This window comes from Streptomyces sp. NPDC101227, from assembly GCF_044767545.1.
In the GTDB taxonomy this organism is placed as follows: Bacteria; Actinomycetota; Actinomycetes; order Streptomycetales; family Streptomycetaceae; genus Streptomyces.
On the sequence record NZ_JBIWOD010000030.1, the window covers coordinates 25,321 to 45,774 of the forward strand.

At 69.3% G+C, this 20,454-nt stretch carries 23 protein-coding genes and 1 tRNA gene; 9 read left to right on the plus strand and 15 right to left on the minus strand.

Annotated elements, in window-relative coordinates; translation table 11 throughout:
* Window positions 1-49 precede the first annotated feature (49 nt).
* Complete coding sequence (bcp, locus tag ACIRPT_RS39130) at window positions 50-517, plus strand: thioredoxin-dependent thiol peroxidase (RefSeq protein ID WP_403510766.1); 468 nt, start codon at window positions 50-52, stop codon at window positions 515-517.
* A gap of 20 nt (window positions 518-537) precedes the next feature.
* Here the strand turns inward: bcp and ACIRPT_RS39135 are convergent, their stop codons facing one another.
* Together ACIRPT_RS39135 and ACIRPT_RS39140 are read right to left on the minus strand one after the other, a co-directional pair.
* Entirely contained in the window at window positions 538-1,845 is a 1,308-nt protein-coding gene (locus tag ACIRPT_RS39135; protein ID WP_403836396.1) for a sensor histidine kinase, read from the minus strand.
* On the minus strand, window positions 1,845-2,363 hold the full coding sequence (locus ACIRPT_RS39140) for a hypothetical protein (protein ID WP_403836398.1): 519 nt from the start codon (window positions 2,361-2,363) through the stop codon (window positions 1,845-1,847). Before ACIRPT_RS39140 ends, ACIRPT_RS39135 begins: the two co-directional genes overlap by 1 nt.
* Before the next feature lie 412 nt (window positions 2,364-2,775).
* Between ACIRPT_RS39140 and ACIRPT_RS39145 the strand changes: the two genes are divergently transcribed.
* From ACIRPT_RS39145 to ACIRPT_RS39160, 4 genes are all read left to right on the plus strand, one after another.
* The gene (locus ACIRPT_RS39145; protein ID WP_403836400.1) at window positions 2,776-4,311 is read left to right on the plus strand and encodes an MFS transporter; all 1,536 of its coding nucleotides are present in this window, start codon (window positions 2,776-2,778) and stop codon (window positions 4,309-4,311) included.
* A gap of 172 nt (window positions 4,312-4,483) precedes the next feature.
* On the plus strand, window positions 4,484-5,137 hold the full coding sequence (locus ACIRPT_RS39150) for an HNH endonuclease (protein ID WP_403836402.1): 654 nt from the start codon (window positions 4,484-4,486) through the stop codon (window positions 5,135-5,137).
* Between the two features lie 8 nt (window positions 5,138-5,145).
* Entirely contained in the window at window positions 5,146-5,817 is a 672-nt protein-coding gene (locus ACIRPT_RS39155) for an HNH endonuclease (RefSeq protein WP_403836404.1), read from the plus strand.
* 20 nt (window positions 5,818-5,837) lie between these two features.
* Window positions 5,838-5,921, plus strand: a tRNA-Leu gene (locus ACIRPT_RS39160).
* 44 nt (window positions 5,922-5,965) lie between these two features.
* Here the strand turns inward: ACIRPT_RS39160 and rdgB are convergent.
* The 4 genes from rdgB to ACIRPT_RS39180 all read right to left on the minus strand — a co-directional run bounded on the left by rdgB (window position 5,966) and on the right by ACIRPT_RS39180 (window position 8,295).
* Window positions 5,966-6,601 (minus strand): RdgB/HAM1 family non-canonical purine NTP pyrophosphatase, encoded by a 636-nt coding sequence (rdgB, locus tag ACIRPT_RS39165; RefSeq protein ID WP_403836406.1) that lies wholly within the window; start codon window positions 6,599-6,601, stop codon window positions 5,966-5,968.
* A 51-nt stretch (window positions 6,602-6,652) separates the two neighbouring features.
* The gene (locus ACIRPT_RS39170) at window positions 6,653-7,060 is read right to left on the minus strand and encodes a hypothetical protein (RefSeq protein WP_403836408.1); all 408 of its coding nucleotides are present in this window, start codon (window positions 7,058-7,060) and stop codon (window positions 6,653-6,655) included.
* Window positions 7,061-7,212: 152 nt separating this feature from the next.
* Complete coding sequence (gene rph, locus ACIRPT_RS39175; RefSeq protein WP_403510746.1) at window positions 7,213-7,944, minus strand: ribonuclease PH; 732 nt, start codon at window positions 7,942-7,944, stop codon at window positions 7,213-7,215.
* Between the two features lie 111 nt (window positions 7,945-8,055).
* The gene (locus tag ACIRPT_RS39180; RefSeq protein WP_403510744.1) at window positions 8,056-8,295 is read right to left on the minus strand and encodes a glucose PTS transporter subunit EIIB; all 240 of its coding nucleotides are present in this window, start codon (window positions 8,293-8,295) and stop codon (window positions 8,056-8,058) included.
* A gap of 245 nt (window positions 8,296-8,540) precedes the next feature.
* Between ACIRPT_RS39180 and ACIRPT_RS39185 the strand changes: the two genes are divergently transcribed.
* Entirely contained in the window at window positions 8,541-9,866 is a 1,326-nt protein-coding gene (locus ACIRPT_RS39185) for a PTS transporter subunit EIIC (protein WP_403836410.1), read from the plus strand.
* A 230-nt stretch (window positions 9,867-10,096) separates the two neighbouring features.
* Window positions 10,097-11,455, plus strand: a complete 1,359-nt coding sequence (locus tag ACIRPT_RS39190; protein ID WP_403836412.1) for a PTS transporter subunit EIIC — start codon at window positions 10,097-10,099, stop codon at window positions 11,453-11,455.
* Window positions 11,456-11,571: 116 nt separating this feature from the next.
* On the opposite strand, the gene ACIRPT_RS39195 is transcribed toward ACIRPT_RS39190, so the two are convergent.
* The 8 genes from ACIRPT_RS39195 to clpS form a co-directional block, all read right to left on the minus strand.
* Window positions 11,572-12,324, minus strand: a complete 753-nt coding sequence (locus tag ACIRPT_RS39195; RefSeq protein WP_403836414.1) for an MBL fold metallo-hydrolase — start codon at window positions 12,322-12,324, stop codon at window positions 11,572-11,574.
* Between the two features lie 475 nt (window positions 12,325-12,799).
* Window positions 12,800-13,750 (minus strand): PLP-dependent cysteine synthase family protein, encoded by a 951-nt coding sequence (locus ACIRPT_RS39200; RefSeq protein ID WP_403836416.1) that lies wholly within the window; start codon window positions 13,748-13,750, stop codon window positions 12,800-12,802.
* 2 nt (window positions 13,751-13,752) lie between these two features.
* Entirely contained in the window at window positions 13,753-14,031 is a 279-nt protein-coding gene (locus ACIRPT_RS39205) for a MoaD/ThiS family protein (protein ID WP_403510727.1), read from the minus strand.
* A 153-nt stretch (window positions 14,032-14,184) separates the two neighbouring features.
* The gene (locus ACIRPT_RS39210) at window positions 14,185-14,361 is read right to left on the minus strand and encodes a putative leader peptide (RefSeq protein ID WP_403510724.1); all 177 of its coding nucleotides are present in this window, start codon (window positions 14,359-14,361) and stop codon (window positions 14,185-14,187) included.
* Between the two features lie 108 nt (window positions 14,362-14,469).
* The gene (locus tag ACIRPT_RS39215) at window positions 14,470-14,895 is read right to left on the minus strand and encodes a Mov34/MPN/PAD-1 family protein (RefSeq protein WP_403836419.1); all 426 of its coding nucleotides are present in this window, start codon (window positions 14,893-14,895) and stop codon (window positions 14,470-14,472) included.
* A gap of 105 nt (window positions 14,896-15,000) precedes the next feature.
* The gene (locus ACIRPT_RS39220; protein ID WP_403836421.1) at window positions 15,001-16,461 is read right to left on the minus strand and encodes an amino acid permease; all 1,461 of its coding nucleotides are present in this window, start codon (window positions 16,459-16,461) and stop codon (window positions 15,001-15,003) included.
* A gap of 355 nt (window positions 16,462-16,816) precedes the next feature.
* The gene (locus tag ACIRPT_RS39225) at window positions 16,817-17,407 is read right to left on the minus strand and encodes a DUF2017 domain-containing protein (RefSeq protein ID WP_403510716.1); all 591 of its coding nucleotides are present in this window, start codon (window positions 17,405-17,407) and stop codon (window positions 16,817-16,819) included.
* Window positions 17,407-17,715, minus strand: coding sequence for an ATP-dependent Clp protease adapter ClpS (clpS, locus tag ACIRPT_RS39230; protein ID WP_403510713.1), 309 nt, complete (start codon window positions 17,713-17,715; stop codon window positions 17,407-17,409). Before clpS ends, ACIRPT_RS39225 begins: the two co-directional genes overlap by 1 nt.
* Before the next feature lie 108 nt (window positions 17,716-17,823).
* Between clpS and ACIRPT_RS39235 the strand changes: the two genes are divergently transcribed.
* Window positions 17,824-19,152, plus strand: coding sequence for a nicotinate phosphoribosyltransferase (locus ACIRPT_RS39235; protein WP_403836423.1), 1,329 nt, complete (start codon window positions 17,824-17,826; stop codon window positions 19,150-19,152).
* Between the two features lie 177 nt (window positions 19,153-19,329).
* On the plus strand, window positions 19,330-19,926 hold the full coding sequence (locus ACIRPT_RS39240; RefSeq protein WP_403836425.1) for an isochorismatase family protein: 597 nt from the start codon (window positions 19,330-19,332) through the stop codon (window positions 19,924-19,926).
* A gap of 51 nt (window positions 19,927-19,977) precedes the next feature.
* On the opposite strand, the gene ACIRPT_RS39245 is transcribed toward ACIRPT_RS39240, so the two are convergent.
* Window positions 19,978-20,355: a hypothetical protein gene (locus ACIRPT_RS39245; RefSeq protein ID WP_403836427.1), complete on the minus strand. Its 378-nt coding sequence runs from the start codon at window positions 20,353-20,355 to the stop codon at window positions 19,978-19,980.
* Between the last annotated feature and the right edge of the window lie 99 nt (window positions 20,356-20,454).

Here is a 20,454-nt window from a genome sequence, read left to right on the forward strand (position 1 = left end):
GGCCCAGCTGGCTAGGGTCGGGGCATACCGATCCAGCCCGAGGAGAACCATGAGCGAGCGACTGCAGCCCGGCGACACCGCCCCCGCCTTCACCCTGCCCGACGCCGACGGCAAGCAGGTCTCGCTCGCCGACCGCAAGGGCCGCAAAGTCATCGTCTACTTCTACCCCGCCGCCCTGACCCCCGGCTGCACCAAGCAGGCCTGCGACTTCACCGACAACCTCGACTTCCTCGCCGGCCACGGCTACGACGTCATCGGCATCTCCCCCGACAAGCCGGAAAAGCTCGCCAAGTTCCGCGAGAAGGAAGAACTCAAGGTCACGCTGCTCGGCGACCCCGACAAGACGGTCCTCGAGGCCTACGGCGCCTTCGGCGAGAAGAAGCTCTACGGCAAGACCGTCACCGGCGTCATCCGCTCCACCGTCATCCTCGACGAGGACGGCAAGGTCGAGCGGGCCCTCTACAACGTCAAGGCCACCGGCCACGTCGCCAAGATCATCAAGGACCTGGGGCTCTGACCTCCCCGGCCGGCCCCGCGTCAGGACGACCCGGGGCACGAGCCGTTGTCGGCTACCGCGAGCCGAACACCGCTGCCCGGCGCCGACTCCGTACGGTCCGGCAGCTCCAGCACGGCCTCGGCGCCGCCCTCCGCGGCGGCGCCGAAGTCCAGCCGCGCCCCCAGCACCTCCGCCTGCCCCGCCGCGATCGTCAGCCCCAGACCGTGCCCCGTGCCCCGCTCCGGCGCCGCCGTACGGAACCGCCGCGGCCCCTCCGCACACAACTCCGCCGGATACCCCGGACCGTGATCCCGCACCACGATCCGCGTCCCCTGCACCACCACCTCGATCGGCGGCTTACCGTGCTTCGCCGCGTTCGCCAGCAGATTCACCAGCACCCGCTCCACCCGCCGCCGGTCCGTCTCCACGATCACCGCCTCCCCCTCCACGGCCACCGACACCTCGTCCACCCCACGCTGCCGCGCCGCCCGCCGAACGATCCCGCGCACCAGCGACGGCAGCTCACAGGCATCCAGATCCGCCCGCTCCACCCCCGCATCCAGCCGCGAAACCTCCAGCAGGTCCTCCACCAGCCGCCGCATCGCCTGCGCCCGGTCCTGCACCAGCTCCACCGCCCGCGGCTGCGGCAACAGCCCCGCCGCGGCCACCAGCCCCGCCACCGGCGTCCGCAGCTCATGCGCCACATCCGCGGTGAACTCCCGCTCCGCCTCCACCCGCGCCGCCAACGACATCGCCATGTGATGCACGCTGCGGCCCAGCTCGGCCACCTCGTCGCGACCATTGCTCGCCAACGCATCCGCATCCGGCGGCGCACCCGCCGCGATCCGCCGGGCCGCCGCCGCACTCAGCCGCAGCCGCCGCGACAGCCGCTGCGCCACGAACCACGACACCACCGCCATCAGCAGCACCGTGCCGCACCCCGCGATCAGCAGCGCCCGGTCCAGCGCCATCTGCGCCGGATCGTCGTCCGGATACGCCGCCGACACCGACAACGAGCGCTTCGGACGGCCCCCACCGCCGTCACCGACGCCGGTCGCCGCCCACACCCGCGGATCCTCACCCCCGCTGACATACGTCCCCGACCGGTTCTTGAACACCGCATCCCGCAACGGCGAAGGCAACGTCGCATCATCCAGCTGCGCGCCCAGCACCAGCTTGCTGTCCCGCTCATAGATCTGCAGCGCCGAACTCAGTCGGTCGTCCTGATACGACCGCGCCGACCGCTCCCGCTCCGCATCCGCTATGTGGTGCACCGCCAGCCCGAGTACCACCACAGCCAGCGCCGTCACACAAGAAATGGCCAGGGCGATCCGGCCTCGAATCCCCATCACGCGAGGTTGTACATCTCCGTCGTGTCACCGAACGGCGTCGAGCCGTCGTACGTCACCTCGAGCCCCGTAAAGGCCCGCGTCCCATCGATCGTCTTGACACCGTAAAGCCGGAACGTCGCCGGGAACCCGGAATCCGTCCCCACGCCCGCGGCCGTCTTGTCCACCTGCACCACGCCGGTGCCCTCCGCCTCCCGCGCGCCATACCGGTCCCAGGTGATCGCGGTCGCCACCATCCCGGCATCCGCGCAGGTCAGCGTGATCGCCTGCGGTTTGACCGCCGGCTTGCCGATCCCACAGTCCCGCACCCCGGGCAGGCCGCCCGGCCCCTGAACGTCCTCCTGGGCGTCCTCCTTGACGTCCTGCACCGCCGCCGTCTTCGGCGCCGCGTCCACCGCCGACGCGCGGTCCGGGGCCTGGCTGAACCACACCCCGCCGGCCGCCAGCACCGTCACCAGGACAAACGCCAGCACAGCGGTACGCCCACGAGCCCGGCCGGACCCTGCGCGCTCGGTCATCACGTTCTCCTCCCGGGGCTCGCGCCCCGTACCCCCACCAGCAAACACACCGCGCGCCCGGAACCCGACCCGATCTGACCCCGCCGATAAGCGCCACACGCTACGAAAGAGCGGTTTCCAGACCGTCACGTTCCCCTCTCCCCCACACAACCTGATTGCTTGAACGCTGCAATAACCACTCGACTGTGTACCAGCCCTGTAACAGACCGCCCGATCCGCCGACACACCGGCGAACCGGCGCCCCCACTCCCCGCGGCCCCGTGACCCCTCGACCGGCCCATGACCCGCATCGCGGATCCCACGAATTTCGGCCAGAGTGGTTTGGACCCGCGCTTACTGCGCAGGCGCACCTGTCGTATCTGTCGTCATCCCCACCGCGCATCACGCGCCGACCGACCGAGAGGACCGCCTCGTGGCCAACGGGAGCACCGCAGCGGAACACGTAAACGAAGACAGAGAGGCGCTCCGGCGGCATCGCGTCCTCTTCCGCGCCATCGCCCGGCGCAAGAACCCCAAGCTGCGGCGCACCGATATCACCATCACCGACGAAAAGGTGGTCAAGCGGGCCGTGAAGGCGGCCGCTCTCGGTAACGCCATGGAATGGTTCGACTTCGGGATCTACAGCTATCTCGCGGTCACCATCGGCAAGGTCTTCTTCCCCGGCGGCAGCGACACGACGAGCCTCCTCTCGTCCTTCGCGACCTTCGCCGTGGCCTTTCTCGTACGCCCCCTCGGCGGCGCCTACTTCGGCCCGCTCGGCGACCGCATCGGCCGCAAGAAGGTCCTGGCCCTCACCATGATCATGATGGCGCTGGGCACCCTCTGCATCGGCCTCATCCCCTCCTACGCCGCCATCGGCTTCTGGTCGCCGACCCTGCTCATCCTCTTCCGCCTCGTCCAGGGCTTCTCCACCGGCGGCGAATACGGCGGCGCCTCCACCTTCATCGCCGAATACGCCCCCGACAAAAAGCGCGGCTATTTCGGCAGCTTCCTCGAAATGGGCACCCTCATCGGCTACACGGGAGCGGCCGGCATCGTCCTGCTCCTCAACACCTTCCTGGGTTCCGAGGCCATGTCCTCCTGGGGCTGGCGCCTGCCCTTCCTGATCGCCGGCCCGCTGGGCCTCGTCGGCCTCTACCTCCGGGTCAAGCTCGACGAGACCCCGGCCTTCCAGAAGCTGGAAGCCTCCCAGACCCACTCCGCGACGGGCTCCGTCGTCGAGGCGGAATCGGAATTCTCCCACCTCTCCGAAAACGCCCCGAAGAAGAAACTGAGCGAAATCTTCGCCCAGCAGTGGCCCACGCTCATCCTCTGCATCGCCCTGGTCGGCGCCTACAACATCACCGACTACATGCTGCTCTCCTACATGCCGACGTATTTGACCGAGACCCTCAAATACAAGGAATCACACGGCCTGCTGATCCTCCTCGGCACGATGATCGTGCTGATGTGCATCCTCAGCACCATCGGCAAGCTCAACGACCGCTACGGCCGCAAGCCCCTCCTGATGACCGGCATGCTCGGCTTCTTCATCACCGCCATCCCCGCATTCCTCCTGGTCAAGCAGGGCAGCATGGCCGCCGTCATCGCCGGCATGGCCCTCCTGGGCCTCTCCCTCGTCTGCCTCCTGGGCACCATGTCCGCCGCCCTCCCCGCCCTCTTCCCCACCAACGTCCGCTACGGCTCCCTCTCCATCGGCTACAACCTCGCCGTATCCCTCTTCGGCGGCACCACCCCCCTGGTGATCACCGCCCTGATGGACGCCTTCGACAAAAACGTCATGGTCCCCGCCTACTACACAATGGGCGCCGCCCTGGTAGGCGTCATCGCCGTGGCCTGCATGAAGGAAACGGCCCAGCAGCCCCTGGAGGGCTCACCCCCTTCGGTCGCCACCAGGGAAGAAGCCGTGGAACTGATCGAGGCCCAGACCCCGGAACCACGCTTCTGAGAAACGACTGGGGCTGTTGGGGCCTTGGGGCTTTGCGCCCCGGGGCCCCTTTCCCGCTCCCCCTTTCTCGCTCACCCTTTCCGGCGTGACCGACTCCGCGTTCGATCGTCGTTCTGTTCGAGAGAGCAGACGCGCGCGGGGGTGGGCCCGGCGCGCCGGACGAGGGGGAAGCATGCCGGTCAGTCCGTACACGCGGGAACGCCTGGAGGCGGCGGCGTCGTCTTCGCGGACGTTGTCGGAGACGTTGGGGAAGTTGGGGGTGGATCCGCGGGGTGGGAAGCGGAACTACATCAGGGAGCGGATGAGGAAGCTGGGGGTGGACACGTCGCACTTCGAGCGGGAGGGGACCAAGTGGACGAAGGAGATTCTTGAGCCTGTGGTCGCCGTGTCCACGAGCGTGAACGAAGTCGTACGCCGACTCGGGCTCGATTGCGTAGGCGGCCACCAGACCAACATTGCCCGGCGCATTAAGGCATACGGGATCAACACCTCGCACTTTCAAGCACCGGCGAGGCGAGGCAGGCCCTGGCGTCCCCGGACGCCCGAGCACGTGCTCGTCGAGCAGGCGGGGCCGCAAGCCCGGCGCATCCCGAGCGACCGCCTCAAGTCGGCGATGACGACCCTGGGCGTCCCTGAGCGATGTGCATGCTGCGGCACGGAAGCGGTCTGGCGAGGACATCCGCTGCCGCTTGAAGTCGACCACATCGACGGCAACTGGCGGGACAACCGCATCGGAAACCTGCGGTTACTCTGCCCCAACTGCCATTCGACGACGGACACTTACCGTGGTCGGGGCAAGGGACGCACCAGGGGCGGCGCCGCTTGAGGCGCGGCGTGCAGTACACCCGCGAGCGACTGAGTGAAGCTGCCGCGCAGTGTTCCGACATCGACGAAGTCATTGCGTTCTTGGGCACCCAGCCGTACGGCAGGCTCCGCAGCTACCTGTTCAGGCGCTTCGAGCACTTCGGCATCGATGTCTCCCACATGTCACGGCAGAGGAGGATCAAGGGAGGACCCGCCAAACCGGCCGCCGATGAGCTGCGCCGCGCGATCGAGGAAGCGACGTCCATCGCCGGCGCTCTCCGCGCGCTCGGGCATAAGCCCTACAGCAGCAGGGTGCGCACCCTGTTCCATACATGGGTGGCCCAGGACCGTCTCGACCTCTCCCACTTCCTGGGGCAGGCGCATCAACGCGGAAAGCCGAGCGTGGTTCCTGCCAAGCGCCCCGAAGACATATTGGTGACGCATGACGGGAGGTACCGGACGCGAACCCGTCTGCTGCGCCGAGCGCTCCGCGAAGTGGGCGTATCTGAGGAGTGCGCCGAGTGCGGCACCGGCCAGGAATGGCTCGGCAAGCCCATGACATTGGAGGTCGACCACATCAACGGGGACTGGAGCGACGACAGGCGCGAGAACCTGCGGTTGCTGTGCCCCAACTGTCACGCGATCACCAGCACCTGGTGTCGAGGGGGCCGTCGAGGTTCCCCCCAAACGAAAGCGGGATGACCGGTACCATGGCCGTGCACGCGGCCGTGTCGTAACTGGCAGCCGAGCTGCGTTTAGATCGCAGTGGGCGAAAGCCCGTGTGGGTTCGAATCCCACCGGCCGCACACGTACAGAGGGGCCATCCCAAGGGTGGCCCCTCTGGCGTCTCTCAGCCCAACAACTCCCGAACCACCGGCACCAACGCCCGGAACGCCTTCCCACGATGGCTGATGGCGTTCTTCTCGTCCGCGGTCAGTTCGGCGCAGGTACGGGACTCCCCCAGCGGCTGGAGGATGGGGTCGTAGCCGAAGCCGCCGGTGCCGGAGGGGGTGTGGCGGAGGGTGCCGTCGAGGGTGCCCTCGACGACTCGTTCGGTGCCGTCGGGGAGGGCGAGGGCCGCGGCGCAGGCGAAGTGGGCGGCGCGGTGGGGGTCGGCGATGTCGCCGAGCTGGGCGAGCAGGAGGTCGAGGTTGGCCAGGTCGTCGCCGTGGCGGCCGGCCCAGCGGGCGGAGAAGATGCCCGGGGCGCCGCCGAGGACGTCGACGCAGAGGCCGGAGTCGTCGGCGACGGCCGGGTGGCCGGTGGCCCGGGCCAGGGCGTGGGCCTTGAGGAGGGCGTTCTCGGCGAAGGTGACGCCGGTTTCCTTGACGTCGGGGACGTCGGGGTAGGCGTCGGCGCCGACGAGTTCGACGTCGAGGTCGGCGGCGTCCAGGATGGCCCGGAGTTCGGTGATCTTGCCGGCGTTGCGGGTGGCGAGGATGAGGCGGGTGCGGGGTGCGGTGTGCCCGCCGGTTCGAGGCTGCATGGGTAGTGATTATCCCGGGTGCGGGAGCGGTCGTCCGGGGGCAGGGTGAGGTCAGCCTGGGGTGCAGATCTTGGTCATGTCGCCGGCCGTGTCGGTGATGGGCTGGATGTCGGGGGCCTTGGTGGCCTTGATGTCCTTGCGGGCGTTCTTGATGCCGGTGTTCATCTTGTCGATGGCGGCGGAGAGGTCGGGGTCGCTCGACGAGTCCCTGACCTTCTTGAGGTTCTGGTCGATGTCGTCGAGGGCCTGCTCGGCCTTCTGGGGGTCGTCGAGGGAGTTCCCCACGGCTTGCTGGAGCTTGTCGACGGCGTCGACGACGGCGGTGGCGGTGCGGCCGCAGTCCATGGCCTTGTTGACCGCGTCGCAGGCGGAGAGCAGCGGTATCGCGAGGGTGGCGGCGGTCAGCGCGGCGAGTGCGGTGAGGGCGGGGCGGGGGCGGCGGGGCGTGCGCGGGGGCATGGGACGGGTCCTCCCTGGAGTCATGAGCGGGTATGGGGAGAAACGCTTGGCGCCCCGTTTTGGTTGACGGGGCGCCAGGAACGTCCGGAAAAGGGTGTGAAGGGGCGGCTAGGGAGAGGGGTGCCCGGTTGCGCCCCTGTGGGCGGTCCCGTTCAGAGGGTTCGGGCCAGCGCTTCTCGCTGTGCGGCGTCCAGGTCCGTGCAGCCGGTGACGGCGAGGTCGAGGAGGGCGTTGAGTTCGTCGCGGGCGAAGGGTTCGGCTTCGGCGGTGCCCTGGACCTCGACGAAGCGGCCGTCGCCGGTGCAGACGACGTTCATGTCGGTTTCGGCGCGGACGTCTTCCTCGTAGCAGAGGTCGAGGAGGGGGATGCCGCCCACGATGCCGACGCTGACGGCGGAGACGGTGCCGGTCAGGGGCTGGCGGCCGTGCTTGATGAGCTTCTTGCCCTGGGCCCAGGTGATGGCGTCGGCGAGGGCGACGTAGGCGCCGGTGATGGCGGCGGTGCGGGTGCCGCCGTCGGCCTGGAGGACGTCGCAGTCGAGAACGATGGTGTTCTCGCCGAGGGCCTTGAAGTCGATGACGGCGCGGAGGGAGCGGCCGATGAGGCGGGAGATTTCGTGGGTGCGGCCGCCGATCTTGCCGCGTACGGATTCGCGGTCGCCGCGGGTGTTGGTGGAGCGGGGCAGCATCGAGTATTCGGCGGTGACCCAGCCTTCGCCGCTGCCCTTGCGCCAGCGCGGGACGCCTTCGGTGACGGAGGCGGTGCAGAAGACCTTGGTGTCGCCGAAGGAGATGAGGACGGATCCTTCGGCGTGCTTGCTCCAGCCGCGTTCGATGGTGACCGGGCGGAGCTGTTCGGGGGTGCGGCCGTCGATGCGAGACATGGCGATGAGCCTAGCGGTTGTGCGCGGGGCCCCGTTCCGGTGGCGGTGAGGCGGCCGGTACGGGGCCCTGCGGGGTGCGCGGGTGCGCGGTGGTGAGCCGTGGGGCTCAGCTCACATCATGTCTTCGATCTCGGCGGCGATGGGGTCGGCGTCGGTGCCGATGACGACCTGGATCGCGGTGCCCATCTTGACGACGCCGTGGGCGCCGGCGGCCTTGAGGGCGGCCTCGTCGACCAGGTCGGCGTCGGCGACTTCGGTGCGGAGGCGGGTGATGCAGCCCTCGACCTCTTCGATGTTGTCGAGTCCGCCGAGCCCGGCGACGATCTTCTCAGCCTTGCTGGCCATGTCCACTCCTGCTTGTCTCGGCCGCCGGCGGCTCCGCCGAGCGGTTTTTCCACCGTAATGCACGCAGATGAGGCGTCTGTGTGCGGCTTTGCACGTTCAGCCCAACTATGTGGGCGGCTGGGTGCCATCTGGCGAAGGATGGCGATCACCTGAGTGCGTGCCGGGCGGCACCGGCGCGCACCCCAAGTGGTCTACACCACCAGTATGCGGCAAGCGGCGGACGGTGGTGGACGGCCGGAGGGAGGAAGCGGATGAGTTCGGACGCAGCGGCGGCGGCGCCGAGGAAGAAACCGGCGAAGTCGCGGGCGTCGGCCGTCTTTCAGGGCATGCAGAAGCTGGGCCGCAGCCTCCAGTTGCCGATTGCCGTGCTGCCCGCGGCGGGCATCCTCAACCGGCTCGGCCAGCCGGATGTTTTCGGCGACAAGGGGCTGGGCTGGGACAACGTCGCGAAGGTGTTCGCGGGTGCGGGCGGCGCGCTGCTGGATTCGGGGCTGGGGCTGCCGTTGCTGTTCTGCATCGGCGTCGCGATCGGCATGGCGAAGAAGGCGGACGGCTCGACGGCGCTGGCCGCGGTGGCGGGGTTTCTCGTCTATTTCTCGGTGCTGCATCAGTTCCCGGTGATCTGCGCTCCGGGGCAGACGTTCGCGCAGGCGGGGCCGTGGGGCGGGGTGTGCGTCGAGAAGGGCGGGGCCGCGACTCAGGCGACGTTCCAGAATCCGGGGGTTTTCGGCGGCATTGTGATGGGTTTTCTCGCCGCCTGGTTCTGGCAGCGGCTGCACCGGGTGCGGCTGGTCGACTGGCTGGGTTTCTTCAACGGCCGTCGGCTCGTGCCGATCGTGATGGCCTTCATCGGCCTGGTCTTCGCGGTGGTGTGTCTGTGGATCTGGCCGCCGATCGGCGATGCGCTGACCGCGTTCAGCAAATGGCTGACCGATCTGGACTGGCTGGGTTCGGGGCTTTTCGGTGTCGCCAACCGTGCGCTGCTGGTGATCGGGCTGCATCAGTTCCTGAACACGTTCATGTGGTTCCAGTTCGGCAGTTATACGGAGCCGGACGGCACGGTCGTGCATGGTGACATCGGCCGGTTTTTTGCGGGCGATCCGACCGCGGGCCAGTTCACCACGGGGTTTTTCCCGATCATGATGTTTGCGCTGCCGGCGGCGGGGCTGGCCATTGCGCACTGCGCCAAGCCGCATCGCCGTAAAGAGATCGCCGGGATGATGCTGTCGGTCGGGCTGACCTCGTTCGTGACCGGCATCACCGAGCCCATCGAGTATTCGTTTCTCTTCGTCGCGCCGGTGCTGTACGTGCTGCACGCGCTGCTGACCGGCGTCTCGATGGCGGTGAGCTGGGCGCTGGGGGTGCACGACAGCTTCAGTTTCTCGGCGGGGCTGATCGATTACGTCATCAACTGGGGGCTGGCGACCAAGCCCTGGCTGATCATTCCGATCGGGGCGTGTTTCGCGGTGGTGTATTACGCCGTCTTCCGCTTCGTGATCACGAAATTCGATCTGCCGACGCCGGGTCGCGAGCCGGACGAGGTGGGGGACGCCATGGAGGCGGAGAACATCAAGTAGGCGGTGGAACGCCCGGCAGGAGGCGGCTCTCGGGTCTTTGGACCCGGGGGTCGTCGGCTTGTGGTCCATACCACTGGGAACGATGGATTCCGTTGTGCCGGGACGGCGTGCTAAGAATGGTCTAAACCACCAGTGGTGTAGACCAAGGTGGGCCCAAAAGCCAAGGGTAGACCACACATTCAGCGGGCCGTCCCCCTCTTCCGAGTGCCCGCCTCACCAGGAGGAATCCGATGAGTTCGGACACTGCCGCGAAGGCGGCCCCCGGCAAGAAGGGCCGCGGCTCCAGCGTCATGGCAGTGGGGCAGCGCATCGGCCGCAGCCTCATGCTGCCGATCGCCACGCTGCCCGCCGCCGCGCTGATGGTCCGCCTGGGCCAGCCCGACATGCTCGGCCGGGAGTCGTTTCCGGGCTTCCTGAACAAGCTCGCGGGGTTCATGGCGGCGGGCGGCGGCGCCCTGCTGGACAACATGCCGCTGCTGTTCGCCGTGGGCATCGCCATCGGGTTCGCCAAGAAGGCGGACGGCTCCACCGCGCTGGCCGCCGTGGTCGGCTACCTGGTCTTCAGCAAGGTCCTGGGCACCTTCACCGACGACAACCTGCCCAAGGTCGACCAGGTGGTCGACGGGAAGATAGCCCACGTCGCACCGCCGGTGAACGCGGGCGTGCTCGGCGGCGTCGTGATCGGCATCGTGGTCGCCCTTCTGTATCAGCGTTACAGCCGCAAGAAGCTCCCCGACTGGCTCGGATTCTTCAGCGGCCGCAGGCTCGTCCCGATCCTCTCCTCGTTCGCCGGCCTGGTCATCGGCATCGTCTTCGGCTACATCTGGCCGGTGCTCGGCGCCGGACTGCACAACTTCGGCGAGTGGCTGGTCGGCTCGGGCGCCGTGGGCGCCGGCATCTTCGGTGTCGCCAACCGCGCGCTGATCCCGGTCGGCATGCACCACCTGCTGAACTCCTTCCCCTGGCTCCAGGCCGGCGACTTCCACGGCAAGCACGGCGACATCGCCCGCTTCCTGGCCGGCGACCCGAGCGCCGGGCAGTTCACCACCGGCTTCTTCCCGATCATGATGTTCGCGCTGCCCGCGGCCTGCCTCGCGATCACGCACTGCGCCCGCCCGGAGCGCCGCAAGGTCGTCGGCGGCATGATGCTCTCGCTCGCCATGACCGCCTTCGTCACCGGCGTCACCGAGCCGATCGAGTTCACCTACATGTTCATCGCGCCGGTGCTGTACGCGATCCACGCGGTACTCACGGGTGTGTCGATGGCGCTGACCTGGGCCCTGGGCATGAAGGACGGCTTCGGCTTCTCCGCCGGCGCCATCGACTTCCTGCTCAACCTGGGCATCGCGTCCAAACCCTGGATGCTGGCACTGGTGGGGCTCTGCTTCGGCGCCCTCTACTACGCGGTCTTCCGCTTCGCCATCATCAAGTTCAACCTCCCCACGCCGGGCCGTGAGCCCGACGAGGAGCTGCCCGAGGCCGAGCAGGCCAAGGGCAACCGCAAGGCCAAGGCCGAGGACAACGCCGAGGCCAAGTCCAAGGACGACGCCAAGGCCGAGGCCAAGGGCACGGTCTCCGTGGCCAAGTAGGCCCGGACCCCGCACAGCGCGACGGCCTCCCCGCCGAGAAGCGGGGAGGCCGTCGGCGTTCCCGGCAAGCGGCGGGTCTTACGGCCACCTGCTCCGGCCGGCCCTGCCGCGCGCCTTCAGATCTCGTACGCCGCGCCCGCCTTGGCGACCTCGACCGGGCCGTCGTAGACCTTCTGCGCGTCGCGGACGCTGATGTCCGGGTCGGTCCACGGCGGGATATGGGTCAGCACCAGGCGGCCGGCGCCGGCCCGGCGGGCGTGCTCGCCGGCCTCCCGGCCGTTGAGGTGGAGGTCCGGGATGTCTTCCTTGCCGTGCGTGAAGGACGCCTCGCAGAGGAAGAAGTCGGTGCCCGCGGCGAGGGTGTCCAGCGCCTCGCAGGGCCCGGTGTCACCGGAGTACGTCAGGGTCCGGCCCGCGTGTTCGATACGGAAGCCGAACGCCTCCACGGGGTGGCAGACCCGTTCCGTGCGGATCGTGAACGGCCCGATGGTCTGGGTGCCGGGCTCGAGCGTGCGGAAGTCGAAGACCTCGCTCATCGCCCCGTCGTAGGGCAGGTCGGCGTGCGCGGCGGTCAGCCGGCGCTCGGTGCCGGCCGGGCCGTAGACCGGCAACGGCGCGCAACGGCCGCCGTCCGGACGGTAGTAGCGCACCACGAAATAGCCGCACAGGTCGATGCAGTGGTCCGCGTGCAGATGCGACAGGAGTATGGCGTCCAGGTCGTAGAGACCGATGTGGCGCTGCATCTCGCCGAGGGCGCCATTGCCCATGTCGATGAGCAGCCTGAAGCCGTCGGCCTCCAGGAGGTAGCTCGAGCAGGCCGATTCCGTGGAAGGGAACGACCCCGAGCATCCGACGACAGTGAGCTTCATGCGGGCGTGAACCTCCGTGGGCGTGGGGCGGCGGGATAGGGGTCTCCCCTGCTCATCGGGGTACCCCCTGCTCGAGTGAGGTCGAGAGTTCGGGGGAGCCGTGGAGAGCGCGGGGAACGGTCCATGCGGGGTGTCTCGGCGGGTCCTTGCCGGTGTGTGACAGGTCTTGGATGGTCTGTGCGGTGCCCACGAGCGTAAGGCGCAAAAGGTCCCCAGGCGCCTCCAGCGGGGCGAGCTGTGGGCGGAATCACCAGTCCGGGTGGGGCCGTACGTCCGGCTTTCCGCCGTCTTCGATTCCGTCGGACGTGCGCGGCGGTACGGGGTGGCTCGCGGCGCGGCGGGGAACGGATGTGCGGCGTCGTGGGGCGTGCGGTCGCCGGTCTCCCGCCGGTCGCCGTTGCGGGGCGGCGCCGGAAATGCGCCGCCGCCGTGGCGCGAGGCCACGGCGGCGGGGTTCTGGCCGCTGTCGGTCGGGCTAGGCCCAGAGCTGGCCGTGCAGAGTGGCGATCGCCGCCTCCGTCGATTCGGCGGTGTAGACGCCGGTGGAGAGGTACTTCCAGCCGCCGTCGGCGACGACGAAGACGATGTCGGCGCTCTCCCCCGCCTTCACCGCCTTCTTGCCGACGCCGATCGCGGCATGCAGCGCCGCGCCGGTGGAGATGCCCGCGAAGATGCCTTCCTCGGCGAGGAGTTCGCGGGTGCGGCGGACCGCGTCCTCGGAGCCGACCGAGAAGCGGGTGGTCAGGACGGACTCGTCGTAGAGCTCGGGGATGAAGCCCTCGTCGAGGTTGCGCAGGCCGTAGACGACGTCGTCGTAGCGGGGCTCGGCGGCGACGATCTGGACGCCGGGGACCTGCTCGCGCAGATAGCGGCCGACGCCCATCAGGGTGCCGGTGGTGCCCAGGCCCGCCACGAAGTGGGTGACGGAGGGCAGGTCGGCGAGGATCTCGGGCCCGGTGGTGGCGTAGTGCGCACCGGCGTTGTCGGGGTTGCCGTACTGGTAGAGCATCACCCAGTCGGGGTGCTCGGCGGCCAGCTCCTTCGCGACGCGTACGGCGGTGTTGGAGCCGCCGGCCGCGGGCGAGGAGATGATCTCGGCGCCCCACATGGCGAGCAGTTCGCGGCGCTCGGAGGAGGTGTTCTCCGGCATGACGCACACCATGCGGTAGCCCTTGAGCTTGGCCGCCATGGCGAGCGAGATGCCGGTGTTGCCGCTGGTGGGCTCGAGGATCGTGCAGCCGGGGGTGAGCCGGCCGTCCTTCTCGGCCTGTTCGATCATGTGCAGCGCGGGCCGGTCCTTGACCGAGCCCGTGGGGTTGCGGTCCTCCAGCTTGGCCCAGATGCGGACGTCGTCGGAGGGCGAGAGGCGCGGCAGGCGGACGAGAGGGGTGTTCCCGACCGCCGCCAGCGGGGAGTCGTACCGCACCGTCAGACCATTCCGCCGGCCACGGCCGGGAGGATCGTCACGCTGTCGCCGTCGGCCAGCTTGGTGGAGATGCCTTCGAGGAAGCGGACGTCCTCGTCGTTGAGGTAGACGTTCACGAAGCGGCGCAGCTGCTCGCCGTCGACCAGGCGCTCGCGGATGCCGGTGTGCCGGGTCTCCAGGTCGGCGAAGAGGTCGGCGAGGGTGTCGCCGCTGCCTTCGACGGCCTTTTCGCCGTCGGTGTAGGTGCGCAGGATGGTCGGGATTCGGACCTCGATGGCCATGGGAGTGCTCCTGTGGGAGTGGGGTGGCGGGCGGGTGCTGTGCGTCCGGGCGCGGGGCGGCGCTGGGGCCGTACGGCGTGCCGGGGGCGGCGGGTGACGCGGGGGTGCGGGAGCGCCGGGCGGTGCGCGCCGCGTGGTCGGCTGGGAGCCGGGTCAGGCGGCGGCGCAGCGCGGACAGATGGCGCTGGAGAGGCGGCACAGATCGACGTGCAGCCGTGCGGCTCCGCAGCCGAACGCGCCCAGCAGGGCAGATGCGGAGCGACGCGTGGCGAGCGGAGCGAGCAGCAGCATGCCCGGTCCCTTCTTCTCGCTCACGTCGTGGTCAACCATGCGGTCATCGTATCGATTCCCGGTCCGGGTATTGGAACCTCGTCCCATGATGCGGACGATCGGTGTACGCCAGGTGGGACGCGATCATGGGTGAGGCCCGTCGGGCGGTCAGGCGTAGGCCGCCACGACCTCGACGTCTTCCTCGGTGACCTGGCCGTCGACGATCCGGAACGAGCGGAACTGGAAGGGTCCGGCGTCGTCGGCGTCGGCGGTGGAGACCAGGACGTAGTGGGCGGCGGGCTCGTTGGCGTACGAGATGTCCGTCCGGGACGGGTAGGCCTCGGTGGCGGTGTGCGAGTGGTAGATGATCACGGGCTCCTCGTCCCGGTCGTCCATCTCGCGGTAGAGCTTGAGCAGGTCCGAGGAGTCGAATTCGTAGAACGTGGGCGAGCGGGCGGCGTTCAGCATGGGGATGAACCGCTCGGGGCGGCCGCTGCCGGCCGGGCCCGCGACCACGCCGCAGGCCTCGTCGGGGTGGTCCTGGCGGGCGTGCTCGACGATCTGGTCGAAAAGGGCCTTGGTGAGGGTCAGCATGGGGCCAAGAATAGGCATGCGGGCCCGCGCGTACCGAGGGGTGGTACGCACGGGCCCGCATGCTGGACGGTTGGGCCGCTCAGCCCGTTCCGCCGGGGTGCTGCGTCACTTCTTGGCGTCGCCGCCGGCCGGGACGGCGTCCCGCTGCGCGGCGCCGTCCGCGGAGCCGCGGCGCTTGATGCACAGGTAGCCGACGCCCAGGATGACCGCCCAGATGGGGGCCGCGTAGAGCGAGACGCGGGCGTCCGGGTCGACGCCCATCATCACGATCACCATGGCGATGAAGGCCAGCGCGAAGACCGAGGTGTAGGGGCTGCCAGGAGCCTTGAACTCGGACTGCGGCAGCTCGCCGCGGTTCGCCTTGGCGCGGTAGCGGAGCTGGGAGAGCAGGATGACAATCCAGGCCCACATGCCGGAGATGGTGGCGAAGGAGACGACGTAGTTGAAGGCGTCGCCGGGCCACTGGTAGTTGATCCAGACGCCGAACAGCATCATGCCGACGGAGACTCCGGTGCCCCAGGTGGGCAGGCCGTTCTTGCTCAGCTGGGTGAAGAACTTCGGTCCCTGGCCGTTGAGCGCGAGGTCGCGCAGCATCCGGCCGGTGGAGTACATGCCGGAGTTGGCCGAGGAGAGCGCGGCGGTCAGCACGACGAAGTTGACGATGCCGGCGCCGGCGGGGAGGCCGATCTGCTGGAAGGCGGCGACGAAGGGGCTGACGCCCGGCTTGAAGACCGTCCAGCTGACGACGGACAGGATGATGATCAGCGCGCCGATGTAGAAGAGGCCGATCCGCCACGGGACGGTGTTGATCGCCTTGGGCAGGACCTTCTTCGGGTTGGTCGCCTCGCCCGCGGTGACGCCGACGAGTTCGACGGCGAGGAAGGCGAACATCACGATCTGCAGCGTCATCAGCGTGCCGCCGATGCCCTTGGGGAAGAAGCCGCCGTGGGACCACAGGTTGGTGAAGGAGGCGGTGTCACCGGCGTTGGAGAAGCCGAGGGTGATCACGCCGAGGCCGATCAGGATCATGCCGATGATCGCGGTGACCTTGACCATCGAGAACCAGAATTCCAGCTCGCCGAAGAGCTTTACGGAGATCAGGTTGATGCCGAAGAGCGCGACGGTGAAGACCAGTGCGGACACCCATTGCGGTATGCCCTTGTTCCAGTACTGCACATACGTGGCCGCCGCGGTCACTTCCGTGATGCCGGTGACGACCCAGAAAAGCCAGTATGTCCAGCCGGTCACAAAGCCGATGAACGGCCCGAGGAATTCCCGGCCGTACTCGGAGAAGGAGCCCGATACGGGCCGGTACATGAGCAGCTCGCCCAGGGCCCGCATGATGAAGAAGATGACCAGCCCGACGATGGCGTAGGCCAGGATGATGCTCGGCCCGGCCATTGAGATGGCCTTGCCCGCTCCGAGGAACAGGCCAGTACCGATGGCGCCACCAATGGCGATCATCTGGATCTGGCGGTTTCCCAGACCCCGCTGGTAGCCCTCTTCGGGCGCGGTTCCAGCGGCCTCGTTGCCGTCGTGATGCTTGTCGACCTGCACAGAGGTCATGAGTGGTGCGCCTTTCTCCATTCCGACCCGGTCTGTCCGGGTCGGGTCCCGACCCCCCGGATGGAGTTCCTGCACGCCGACGGTCGGCCGGCTAAGCGCTCCCGCAGCGACAGGGGTGGCGTCACTCACGGCAGGTCGTGAACATTTATCACGGTCCTACGGAGATCAACTAATGTCGGAGTGGGACAGGTCACAGGAAAATACGGACAAAGGTAAAGAGTCGCGACAAGGCGCTCCACCCTGGTGACGCGATCGTTATCCGGATTTGAGCATCCGCTGAGCGAACACCAGGCATATATGCGGGTGCCCCGGCCGGACGTGCCGGCCGGGGCGAAAAATCCGGCTTTAACGATGGTTAGCCCATCAATGACTCGACGAGGGTCTCCTGGAGCCCGCCGAGCCAGAGGTAGGCCATCACCATCGGCTTGCGCGGGTCGGTGTCGGGCAGCCGCAGCAGCTCGCCGCCGTCCTCCTCGTCGGTGACCTCCAGGCGGGTGCCGATGGCGAGCCGGAGGTCGTTGAGGGCGCCGAGCCACTGACGGCACTCGTCGGGCTTCAGGCGCAGCACCGCGCCCTGGTCGATGCCGGGGCTCAGTGCGTCCAGCGCGCGGACCAGCGCGAGGGCGTCCTCGCGTTTGCGGGCGCGCAGGTCGTTCTCGGTGTAGCGGCGGAATTCGGCGGCGGCTGCGCGGACGTCGTCGTCGGGGACGAGGTCGGGGCCGCCGTAGGCGTCGGGGAAGAGGCGGGCCAGGACCGGGTCGGCGGGCGGTTCGCTGGGGCCGTCGTTGAAGATGGCGGCGAGCGGGTCGTCGGCCTCGCCGTTCTCCTCCCCCGGGCCGATCAGTTCCATCAGCTGGACGGCGAGGCTGCGCAGGATGGAGATCTCGACCTCGTCGAGGGCGACGGCGGCACCGCCGTCGGGCAGGGGCTCGAAGTGGCCGGCCATCAGCGGTCCTGCTGAAGGGTCGCCCACAGGCCGTAGCCGTGCATGGCCTGCACGTCGCGCTCCATTTCCTCGCGGCTGCCGCTGGAGACGACCGCGCGGCCCTTGTGGTGAACGTCGAGCATCAGCTGATGGGCCTTGTCCTTGGAGTAGCCGAAGTACGACTGAAAGACGTACGAGACATAGCTCATAAGGTTCACGGGGTCGTTGTGAACGATCGTCACCCACGGGACATCGGGTTCGGGAACCTCGAACGGTGCCTCGCTCGATTCGGGACGCTCGATCTCCACTGGGACACTCACACGCCCCATGCTGCCACCCGGGGGCGGCCGACGCACAAACGCCCCTCGCGCGGGTCGCGATGGGGACCGGTCACCGAAATCGTCAAAGTGACGGTAAATGGGGGTAGCATCGCTCCCATGAACACAGCAGACCTGGGGCTGCCGGTGGCCGTGCCGTCGACTGCGCTCTTCACCGACCAGTACGAACTCACCATGCTGCAGGCGGCGTTGCGGTCGGGGACCGCGGACCGGCGCTCCGTCTTCGAGGTCTTCACCCGCCGGCTGCCCGAGGGCCGCCGCTACGGCGTGGTCGCCGGCACCGGGCGGGTGCTGGACGCCGTGGAGAATTTCCGCTTCGACGAGACCATCCTCGGCTTTCTGCGTGACCGCCGCATCCTGGACGAGCCGACGCTCGCATGGCTGGCCGACTTCCGCTTCCGCGGGGACATCTGGGGCTACCCGGAGGGCGAGGTCTACTTCCCCGGCTCGCCGATCATGCGGGTCGAGGGCACCTTCGCCGAGGCGGTGCTGCTGGAGACGGTGATCCTCTCGATCCTCAACCATGACTCGGCGGTGGCCGCGGCGGCCTCCCGGATGGCGGTGGCGGCCGGCGACCGGCCGCTGATGGAGATGGGCGCGCGCCGCACGCACGAGCTGTCGGCGGTGGCCGCGTCCCGCTCCGCGTACATCGGCGGCTTCCACGCCACCTCCGATCTGGCGGCCGGCTTCCGCTACAACATCCCCACCGTCGGCACCAGCGCGCACGCCTTCACCCTGCTGCACGACACCGAACGCGACGCCTTCACCGCCCAGGTGGACACCCTGGGCAGGGGCACGACGCTGCTGGTGGACACCTTCGACGTCGCCGAAGCGGTCCGTACGGCCGTGGAGGTGGCGGGGCCCGGCCTCGGCGCCGTACGCATCGACTCCGGCGACCTGCTGCTGGTCGCCCACCGGGTGCGCCACCAGCTGGACGAGCTGGGCGCCAAGGAGACCAGAATCGTGGTGACCAGCGATCTGGACGAGTACGCCATCGCCTCGCTGGCCGCCGCGCCGGTGGACGCGTACGGCGTAGGCACCCAGCTGGTGACGGGCAGCGGCCACCCGACCTGCTCGATGGTCTACAAGCTCGTCGCGCGCGCCGACAGCGATGCGCCCGATGCCCCGCTGCGGGCGGTGGCGAAGAAGTCGATGGGCGGCAAGACCTCCGTGGGCGGCCGGAAGTGGGCGGCCCGCCGGCCGGACGAGGACGGGGTGGCGGAGGCGGAGGTCATCGGCACCGGTCCGCTGCCGGACGAGCTCGACGGGCACGAACTGCTGGTGCCGCTGGTGCGCGGTGGCGAGGTGGTGGCCCGGGAGCCGCTGGACGCCGCCCGCGCCCGGCATATCGCCGCCCGCGCCGGGCTGCCGCTCTCGGCGACCCAGCTCTCCCGCGGCGAGCCGGTCCTGCCCACCGAATACGTGTGAGCCGGGCGGGCCGGGCGGCGGCTCGCGAAGGCGCGCGGGCCGGTGCCCCGGCTCCCGCCCGGCGGCCGACGGGAGTGCGGTCGGCCACTCCCGCAATCGGCGTCGAGTGGCTACCCTCGGTCACACCACCACTCCGCGCCCCTCCCCTCCCCGATTCCCAGCCGGAAGGCACGCACCATGCACCGGGCATTGATCGTCGTTGATGTGCAGAACGACTTCTGCGAGGGCGGCAGCCTCGCGGTGGCGGGGGGTGCGGATGTCGCGGCGGCCATCACCGATCTGGTGGGGCAGGCGGCCGGCGGCTGCTACCGCCATGTCGTGGCCACCCGGGATCACCACATCGACCCCGGCGATCATTTCTCCGACACCCCGGATTACGAGCACAGCTGGCCGGTGCACTGCCTGGCCGGCACCGAGGGCAGCGGCTTCCATCCGAATTTCGCGCCGGCGGTCGCCTCCGGCGCCGTCGACGCGGTCTTCGACAAGGGCGCCCACACCGCGGCGTACAGCGGCTTCGAGGGCGCGGACGAGAACGGCACCGCGCTCGCGGACTGGCTGCGCGAGCGCGCGGTCACCGAGGTCGATGTGGTCGGCATCGCGACCGACCACTGCGTCCGCGCCACCGCCCTCGACGCGCTGCGCGCCGGGCTGCGCACCCATGTCCTGCTGGATCTGACCGCGGGCGTGGCCGCGGAGACCACCGAGCGGGCGCTGGCGGAACTGCGGGCGGCGGGCGCGGAGCTGAGCGGCAAGCCGGTGATCGCCCGCGGCTGAGCGGTACGCGGCGGTACGGGCGACGGGCCGGGCGGCCCGCCGCCCGGTGTCTCAGCCGGCCGCCGGCACCCGGGCCGGGGCGGAAGGCGGGGCGGCGGGGGCCCGCAGGAGGGCGCGTATCGGGTGCCAGGACTCGGTGTCGTCGTCCGGCGTCTCGCGCCAGACCAGGCCGTCGGGGTGGTGCAGTACGGCCGTCACCTCGTCGGGCGTCGGCGGTTCGGAATTGCCGCGCAGGTAGACGGCCCGCAGTCCGTGGTTGCGCAGCCTGGTCAGGGCGCGCTGGCGGTTGCCGGCGTGGACCAGGACCCGTACGCGGCAGCCGCAGTCGTAGGGGCCCGAGCGCGCGCCGTGGGGCGGTCTGGGCAGCGAGAGGGCGACCACCACGCTTCCGCCAGGAAGCCTGATGAAGCCGCCGCCGGTCATTGTCATATCTCCCCCGTGAGACTTCGCGTCAACAAGGAACTCGTAGGACGCATCTAAACGCGAACGGCCGCCACCCGCCAAGGGGTAACGGCCGATTCGCCTCTG

Excerpts from the sequence above, each read along its gene's own strand:
- ACIRPT_RS39135 (WP_403836396.1), bottom strand. The coding sequence starts at position 1,845 with ATGGGGATTCGAGGCCGGATCGCCCTGGCCATTTCTTGTGTGACGGCG.
- ACIRPT_RS39140 (WP_403836398.1), bottom strand. The coding sequence starts at position 2,363 with ATGACCGAGCGCGCAGGGTCCGGCCGGGCTCGTGGGCGTACCGCTGTG.
- ACIRPT_RS39215 (WP_403836419.1), bottom strand. The coding sequence starts at position 14,895 with ATGCTGACCCTCACCAAGGCCCTTTTCGACCAGATCGTCGAGCACGCC.
- ACIRPT_RS39245 (WP_403836427.1), bottom strand. The coding sequence starts at position 20,355 with ATGACAATGACCGGCGGCGGCTTCATCAGGCTTCCTGGCGGAAGCGTG.
- ACIRPT_RS39190 (WP_403836412.1), top strand. The coding sequence starts at position 10,097 with ATGAGTTCGGACACTGCCGCGAAGGCGGCCCCCGGCAAGAAGGGCCGC.
- ACIRPT_RS39150 (WP_403836402.1), top strand. The coding sequence starts at position 4,484 with ATGCCGGTCAGTCCGTACACGCGGGAACGCCTGGAGGCGGCGGCGTCG.
- ACIRPT_RS39240 (WP_403836425.1), top strand. The coding sequence starts at position 19,330 with ATGCACCGGGCATTGATCGTCGTTGATGTGCAGAACGACTTCTGCGAG.
- ACIRPT_RS39195 (WP_403836414.1), bottom strand. The coding sequence starts at position 12,324 with ATGAAGCTCACTGTCGTCGGATGCTCGGGGTCGTTCCCTTCCACGGAA.
- ACIRPT_RS39170 (WP_403836408.1), bottom strand. The coding sequence starts at position 7,060 with ATGCCCCCGCGCACGCCCCGCCGCCCCCGCCCCGCCCTCACCGCACTC.
- ACIRPT_RS39205 (WP_403510727.1), bottom strand. The coding sequence starts at position 14,031 with ATGGCCATCGAGGTCCGAATCCCGACCATCCTGCGCACCTACACCGAC.
- ACIRPT_RS39210 (WP_403510724.1), bottom strand. The coding sequence starts at position 14,361 with ATGGTTGACCACGACGTGAGCGAGAAGAAGGGACCGGGCATGCTGCTG.
- rdgB (WP_403836406.1), bottom strand. The coding sequence starts at position 6,601 with ATGCAGCCTCGAACCGGCGGGCACACCGCACCCCGCACCCGCCTCATC.
- ACIRPT_RS39235 (WP_403836423.1), top strand. The coding sequence starts at position 17,824 with ATGAACACAGCAGACCTGGGGCTGCCGGTGGCCGTGCCGTCGACTGCG.
- ACIRPT_RS39185 (WP_403836410.1), top strand. The coding sequence starts at position 8,541 with ATGAGTTCGGACGCAGCGGCGGCGGCGCCGAGGAAGAAACCGGCGAAG.
- ACIRPT_RS39220 (WP_403836421.1), bottom strand. The coding sequence starts at position 16,461 with ATGACCTCTGTGCAGGTCGACAAGCATCACGACGGCAACGAGGCCGCT.
- rph (WP_403510746.1), bottom strand. The coding sequence starts at position 7,944 with ATGTCTCGCATCGACGGCCGCACCCCCGAACAGCTCCGCCCGGTCACC.
- ACIRPT_RS39225 (WP_403510716.1), bottom strand. The coding sequence starts at position 17,407 with ATGGCCGGCCACTTCGAGCCCCTGCCCGACGGCGGTGCCGCCGTCGCC.
- bcp (WP_403510766.1), top strand. The coding sequence starts at position 50 with ATGAGCGAGCGACTGCAGCCCGGCGACACCGCCCCCGCCTTCACCCTG.
- clpS (WP_403510713.1), bottom strand. The coding sequence starts at position 17,715 with ATGGGGCGTGTGAGTGTCCCAGTGGAGATCGAGCGTCCCGAATCGAGC.